This is a genomic window from Thermogemmatispora sp., from assembly GCF_019683635.1.
GTDB lineage: Bacteria > Chloroflexota > Ktedonobacteria > Ktedonobacterales > Ktedonobacteraceae > Thermogemmatispora.
Genome location: NZ_JADGIA010000257.1, coordinates 1 through 6,364, shown reverse-complemented (window position 1 = coordinate 6,364; position 6,364 = coordinate 1). Strand labels below are relative to the sequence as shown.

Here is a 6,364-nt window from a genome sequence, read left to right as displayed (position 1 = left end):
GGCCAGGCAGAAGCGACCATTCTTGTGGCCCTTTGCAGCTCGGGCCAGAGACAAGAACTCTATTTTCGTGGGGGCAGCTAGCCATGTCCGTAGCAGCAGCGGCAACCGTACCGCTACCGCCGACTATCTGGGATCGTTATCACCTCGAATGGGGTCGACGCACCTATGTGATGGGTATCATTAATGTCACCCCTGACTCCTTTGCCGGCGATGGCTTGCTTCCCACAGGAGCAGCCACCTTAAGCGATCCCACCGTGCGCGACCAGGTAGTGCAGCGTGCTGTCGCGCAGGCCCAGCAGTTTGTGGCCGAAGGAGTGACCTTCATCGATGTAGGAGGTGAGTCGACACGCCCAGGCGCCTCGCCGATTTCGCCCGCAGAAGAACAAGAGCGGGTGCTGCCGATCATTCGGGCCTTGCGTGCAGCCTTGCCCGAGGACATCATTATTTCCATCGACACCTATCGGGCCGAGGTTGCGCGGCAGGCACTGGAGGCCGGAGCCAATCTGATCAACGATATCTGGGGCTTGCGTGCTGATCCTGAGATGGCGGCGCTAGCCGCCGAGCGCGGCGTCCCCGTGGTCCTCATGGCCAACATGCGCGGCTTCCAGAAACGCGATATCGTCAGCGATGTCCTGCGCTTCCTGGCGGGCAGCATTGAGATTGCTCTCGCGGCGGGGGTGGCCTGGGAGCGCATCATTATTGACCCGGGCATCGGATTTGGTACCACGCCCGAAGAGAATCTGACCTTGCTCCGACGCCTGAGCGAACTGCGCAGCCTTGGGCGTCCTCTCCTGCTTGGAACGTCCCGCAAATCAACCATCGGCCTGGTGCTGGGCGGTCTCCCGCCCCACGAGCGTGTCGAAGGCACTGCCGCCACAGTAGCTCTGGGCATCGCCCAGGGAGCCGACATCATCCGCGTTCACGATGTGCATGAGATGATGCGTGTTGTTAAAATGAGTGACGCTATTGTGCGTGGCGCCTTTTCTCTTCCGAAATCATGAATGAAAGGCGTAGCGATCGAAGTGAATTATCAGGAAGCCCTTGCCTATCTCTACAGCCTCAGTGACTATGAACGCGGCGGCAGTTACGTGCGCGATCGCAACGAGAATCTGCCCCGCGAGCGTTGTCTGCTAGAGGCCGTTGGCAATCCACACCAGGCCTACAGCTGCACTCTCATAGCGGGCACCAAAGGGAAAGGCTCAACAGCGGCCATCATCGAGCGTGTCTTGCGCGAGGCGGGTTTGCGAACCGGCCTCTATACACAGCCGGATCTTCACACCTTTCGCGAGCGAATTCGCATCAACGGCCAGCTCATTGGTGAAGAGGATGTAGCCAGGCTGGTGCCCGAGCTGCGCGCCGCTGTCGAGCGTATTGAGCGAGAGGGGCGCTTTGGACCCTATATCACCTTTGAAGTCGCGACCGCCCTGGCCTTTCTCTATTTCGCCCGCCAGGGAGTCGAGCATGCTGTGATCGAAGTTGGTCTCGGGGGACGGCTCGATGCCACCAATGTCACCATGCCACTGGTCTCGGTCATCACCTCCATTGGCTTCGATCACATGGAGGTCCTGGGCGATACACTCACCAAGATAGCCACCGAGAAGGCTGGCATCATCAAGCCGCAGGGGACAGTTGTCACCTCAGCCCAAGCCCCAGAAGCCTTGCTTGCCATCGCCGCCGTGAGCGAGCGGCAGCAGGCCGAACTCATCCGGGTTGGGCCGGCGGAAGGCGATCCGGCGCAGGAAGAGGTCCAGGCCGGTCGTCTGCCGCCGCTGCGTTATCGCTATGCGCTGGAAGCGCGCACCCTGGGGAGTCAGCGTTTTACCGTCGAGACTCCCACCTCTGTCTATCGCGGGCTGGAGCTATCCTTGCTGGGCCAGCATCAGCTTGAGAATGCCACGGCGGCCATAGCCACCCTGGAGGCATTGCGTCGCAAAGGCATTCAATGGAGCGAGGAGGCCCTGCGAGCAGGCTTGCGCTCGGTCTACTGGTCGGCACGTCTGGAGGTCATTGGCCAGGAGCCGCTGGTAGTGGTAGATGGCGCTCATACCGCTGAATCGATGCAGCGCCTCATCGAAGCGCTGCGGGCCACCTTCCATTTCCGGCGGCTCATCGTAGTCCTCTCAACCCTGCGTAACAAGGACGTTGCGGGTATGGTTCAGGCCCTGGCTGGCGTCGATGCCGTTGTCATCACCACCGTCGCCAATCCACGCTCGCTGTCCATCGAGGACATTGCCGACCAGTTCAGGGCCCATGCTCCTCACGTGCCCCTCTATCATGCGGAGACCAGCCGTCAGGCGATGGATCTGGCCTTGCAGCTTGCCGAAACCGAAGACGCTGTCTGTGCCGCCGGCTCGCTCTACCTGGCTGGCGAAGTGCTGCGCTGGGCTGCGGCCCGAGGCAACCAGCAGGTGGCGGCCACCATCGAAGGCGTGGACCACGCAGGTTAGCTGAGCTGGCTTTGCAGCTCGGCACGCCTGCGTGCATAGCGGGCGCTGCCCTTCTTGCCCGCTGCTGAGGCCTCCTCTGCTGTCCACTGGTGGGCCGTGCCGCGCGATTGCGAGGTACGGCCTCCCTTGCTGGCGATCTCGCGTCGACGCTCGGGGCTGAGCGCGGCCAGCCCGCGCGGACGCCCCGTCTTACTTATCATCATAGTCGGCTCCTCTGCTCGATCTAGACTAACCCGTGTATCGCTTGCCGCTGGTTGCTGGGCCGGCTCGCTCCTCCTGTCCCCCGCCTTCCCCACCACTATGCCGGGTGGTGACAGCAGCCAGGCGTGCTATATTGGCTCTTCTGTATACCAGGATAACAGAAGCTCAAATCCTTGGGCAAGCAAACCTGCAAAAATCGTCTGAATTCTCAGCAGTCTCTAAGATTATGGCGTTTTGTTAGAGGTCAGACCTGACGGAGCGGCCTGCTGGTTGTGAAAAAAGGCGGCAGGCTCCCTGGAAGAGAGCGGCTGTTGCAACGTACAATACTGTAGAGCAGGGCGTTGCGGTCCCGGCCCATGCCCCGCCCCGGTACGATGTCGTAACGCTTGATCCATGACAGGAGATGCGCACATGCAAGGCTTAATGATGAACTACCCGCTGACGTTGCAACACGCCTTCAATCGAGCCACGCGCCTGTTCTATCGCAAGGAGGTCGTGACGCAGACGGAGGATGGACTCCATCGTTACACCTATGCCGATTGGGGCAAGCGCACTATGCAACTGGCGAACGCTCTCAAGGAAGCGGGCGTTGCCCCGGGTGACCGTGTTGCAACTTTTGCCTGGAATACCTATCGCCATCTGGAGCTGTATTTTGCCATCCCCTGCTATGGGGCCGTTCTGCACACGCTCAATATCCGCCTCTTCCCCGAGCAGCTGGTCTACATCGTCAACGATGCTGAGGACCGCGTGATCTTTGTCGATGGTGACCTGGTGCCGGCCCTGGAGCAGATTGCAGATCGTCTGCCGACGGTCAAGCTCTATGTGGTGATGGGGCAGCCGCCCTATCAGCCTCAGAAGCTGCATCCCGTGGTGGACTACGAGGACTTCATTGCCACGCAGCCGACGACCTATGCCTGGCCCGAGCTAGACGAGAATACTGCGGCAGCCATGTGCTATACCTCCGGTACCACAGGCAACCCCAAAGGCGTGGTCTACAGCCATCGCTCGATCTTCCTGCACTCGATGGGTGTGGGTCTGGCCGATGGCCCCGGTCTCTGTGAACAGGATCGCGTCCTGCCGGTTGTGCCGATGTTCCATGCCAATGCCTGGGGCTTTCCGCATGCGGGTGTCATGATGGGATCAAGCATTGTGATGCCGGGGCGCTTTCTTGATCCCCTGCGCATTGCCCAGCTGATGGAGAAGGAGCGCGTGACGCTCGCTGCTGGCGTGCCCACTATCTGGATCGGCCTGCTCAACGTGTTGGAGAAGGAGCAGTTTGATTTCTCCTCTCTGCGTGCCATTATCAGCGGCGGCTCAGCAGTGCCCCAGTCGCTGATCGAGGGTCTGGCGCGCAAGAATATTACCATTATCCATGCCTGGGGTATGACCGAAACCTCGCCACTGGCCTCCCTTACACGTCTGCGCAGCTATCAGCGCGACCTGCCTGCCGAAGAGCAGTTCCGCATTCGCGCCAAGCAGGGGACGGTTGTGCCTGGTGTCGACTTCCGCGTGGTCAACATTGAGAGCGGCCAAGAAGTGCCCTGGGATGGGCAGACCTTTGGTGAGCTGCAGGTACGTGGCCCGTGGGTGGCCCGAGCTTACTATAAAGATGCAGCTTCCGGCGAGAAGTTTGTCGATGGCTGGCTGCGCACAGGCGATGTGGCTGTCGTCGACGCCGATGGTATGATCCAGCTCGTCGACCGCACCAAGGACCTGGTGAAGTCGGGTGGCGAGTGGATCTCTTCGGTGGAGTTGGAGAATCTGATTATGGGGCATCCCAAGGTGCTCGAAGCCTGCGTGGTAGGCGTGCCTCATCCGAAATGGTCCGAGCGCCCGATTGCCTGTGTTGTTCCCAAACCAGAGTTTGCTGGCCAGGTGAGTGCCGAGGAGATCCTTGAGTTCCTGCGCCCCAAGGTCGCCAAGTGGTGGCTGCCAGACGAAGTGATCTTTGTGGAAGCCATCCCCAAGACCAGCGTGGGCAAGTTCGATAAGAAGGTGCTGCGCGCCCAGTACGAGTCGCGCCTGGCCAGTCAGGCTTAGTCTGCGACTGCCTGGACTTGCGGGCTGAGCCTGCTCCGGTCCTGGCGCTAGAGCGTGGCCCCGAAGAGTTTGCAGAGCAGTTGCGTTGTGAAAACCAGTACCAGTTCCCGTGGCACACTACCGCCACGGGAACGCTCTTTCAGGGCCTCCACGCTCTTGGGGGCGAAAATACCGGTCTGCAGCAGGGCCGTCGGCGTCAGGGTTTCGGCGAGCAGGTCGCGACCGATGCTGCTCAGGGCCGTCGTGCTAGTCAGCTCGGCTGCCAATGAGTGGGCTGGCGCGCTGAGGAGGGTCGTCGCTGGCCAGACCGCCTGTTCTGGCGATCTGCGGTAGCTCTGGGCCAGAGCCGCGAGCGAAAGCGGGCTGGACTGGTTCCCAGTGGTGGGCTGGCTGATCAGATGCTCGTTATCTGGAGGAAGGACGGCCAATGCTTCCGCCAGCTCCGGTAGTGCAAACGGCGCTACCAGAATCAGCCGGTCAAAGGCTGCCAGCTGCTGCGCTGTCTGCAGAAGCAGGTCGGGCAAACGCAGATGCAGGTCAAGATAGCGCCAGCGCTGCCAGGTCTGGGACAGCGCCAGTGTCTTACGCGCCAGACGCCGGGCATGGCGAGTCTCTTCCCAGCTTGGACCCTCAGCCAGGCAACGCGCCACTTCCGGCGTCCATAGCTGATGCTCCTCGGTGATAGGGAAGCTGGGCCTGGACGATCTGCCGTGCAGGAGCGCGCTATAGCTGTGGAACAGCTCTACACTCTCCTGTCCTGCTAGAGAGGAGGAAGGCGGGGGAGCCAGCAAGGGACGTGCTCCCAATCCCAACAGAGCCAGGCGCGCGCCGCTTTCGACACCTGCCGTGTGCAGCGCCTGATGCAAGGCCAGCGGAAAGGTCAGCGCGCAAGGAGCTTCGACGGCGCTCACCGTTGCCAACCAATACTCTGGCGCATCTACTCCCCGAATGGCCAGCAAGTCGGTCTTGAGGCAGTCTGCTAGCGCTTCCGCGCTTGTGTATGCACGGTGCTGACCGGCAAAGGCCAGGGTAGCGATCTGGAGGGAGAGGCTGCTCTCCTGTAGCTGCTGCTGGGCGAGCCAACTGAGCAGTTCCGCGCTCATGGCCGCTGCCCCTGTCCCGGCGGTCAACACCAGCAAGGGGGTGGCTGGCAGGGGCAGCAAGTGTCTGCACTGTGTACAGAGGATCTCGTCTAGCTCAGTCAGGGCGGCCCTGACTGCGTCTGGGGTGGCTTCCTCTTCTCCCACTGAAGCAGAGGCCGCCAGGCGGTAATCATGCAGCTCGCTGACAAGCGTGCGCCCCTGCTGCCAGCGCAGTAAGGAGCCAGCGGGAACCACCTCAATGCCGACAAAGGCCGTCCACGGCGCTGGCAAGAAACCATAGCGCCGCACAGCCTCCAAGGCTGGCAGGAATAGGCGACATGGGACGCCTGCGGCCAGGAGGGCTTTGATCTCGCTAGCAAAGAGCAGGTCGCCCGGCTCCGGCCAGTCCTGCACGTAGTAGAGCGGGTGCCAGCCGGTAAGTGGACGGCGGTAGACAAAAGTCTGCTGACCTGGTAGCCAGTCCAGAAGCGCCGTTTTCTGCTGAGCAACGACTCGCGCCAGCGGATCGGCGAAAGTCACCAGACCCGCCCCCGGTTGCAACACCAGCGCTCGCTCACCGCCGCGTTGCTCTAG

General features: G+C 61.6%; 4 protein-coding genes and 1 pseudogene. 3 read left to right on the top strand and 2 right to left on the bottom strand.

What is annotated here, in order from left to right; translation table 11 throughout:
- Positions 1-83: 83 nt before the first annotated feature.
- Both folP and IRZ31_RS19425 read left to right on the top strand, forming a co-directional pair.
- Entirely contained in the window at positions 84-1,001 is a 918-nt protein-coding gene (folP, locus tag IRZ31_RS19430; RefSeq protein ID WP_297156802.1) for a dihydropteroate synthase, read from the top strand.
- Between the two features lie 21 nt (positions 1,002-1,022).
- Complete coding sequence (locus tag IRZ31_RS19425) at positions 1,023-2,447, top strand: folylpolyglutamate synthase/dihydrofolate synthase family protein (RefSeq protein ID WP_297156799.1); 1,425 nt, start codon at positions 1,023-1,025, stop codon at positions 2,445-2,447.
- Here IRZ31_RS19425 and IRZ31_RS19420 read toward each other — a convergent pair.
- Positions 2,444-2,650 carry a KGG domain-containing protein gene (locus IRZ31_RS19420; RefSeq protein WP_223258223.1) on the bottom strand — a complete coding sequence of 69 codons (207 nt, stop codon included), beginning with the start codon at positions 2,648-2,650 and terminating at the stop codon, positions 2,444-2,446. The genes IRZ31_RS19425 and IRZ31_RS19420 overlap by 4 nt on opposite strands.
- A gap of 409 nt (positions 2,651-3,059) precedes the next feature.
- Between IRZ31_RS19420 and IRZ31_RS19415 the strand changes: the two genes are divergently transcribed.
- Positions 3,060-4,688: a long-chain fatty acid--CoA ligase gene (locus IRZ31_RS19415; RefSeq protein ID WP_297156795.1), complete on the top strand. Its 1,629-nt coding sequence runs from the start codon at positions 3,060-3,062 to the stop codon at positions 4,686-4,688.
- A 47-nt stretch (positions 4,689-4,735) separates the two neighbouring features.
- On the opposite strand, the pseudogene IRZ31_RS19410 reads toward IRZ31_RS19415, so the two are convergent.
- Positions 4,736-6,364 (bottom strand): annotated as a pseudogene (locus IRZ31_RS19410) (hypothetical protein); the annotation flags it as partial.

Bases quoted from the DNA above. Each gene is read 5' to 3' on its own strand.
- folP (WP_297156802.1), top strand. From the start codon at position 84: ATGTCCGTAGCAGCAGCGGCAACCGTACCGCTACCGCCGACTATCTGG.
- IRZ31_RS19420 (WP_223258223.1), bottom strand. From the start codon at position 2,650: ATGATGATAAGTAAGACGGGGCGTCCGCGCGGGCTGGCCGCGCTCAGC.
- IRZ31_RS19415 (WP_297156795.1), top strand. From the start codon at position 3,060: ATGCAAGGCTTAATGATGAACTACCCGCTGACGTTGCAACACGCCTTC.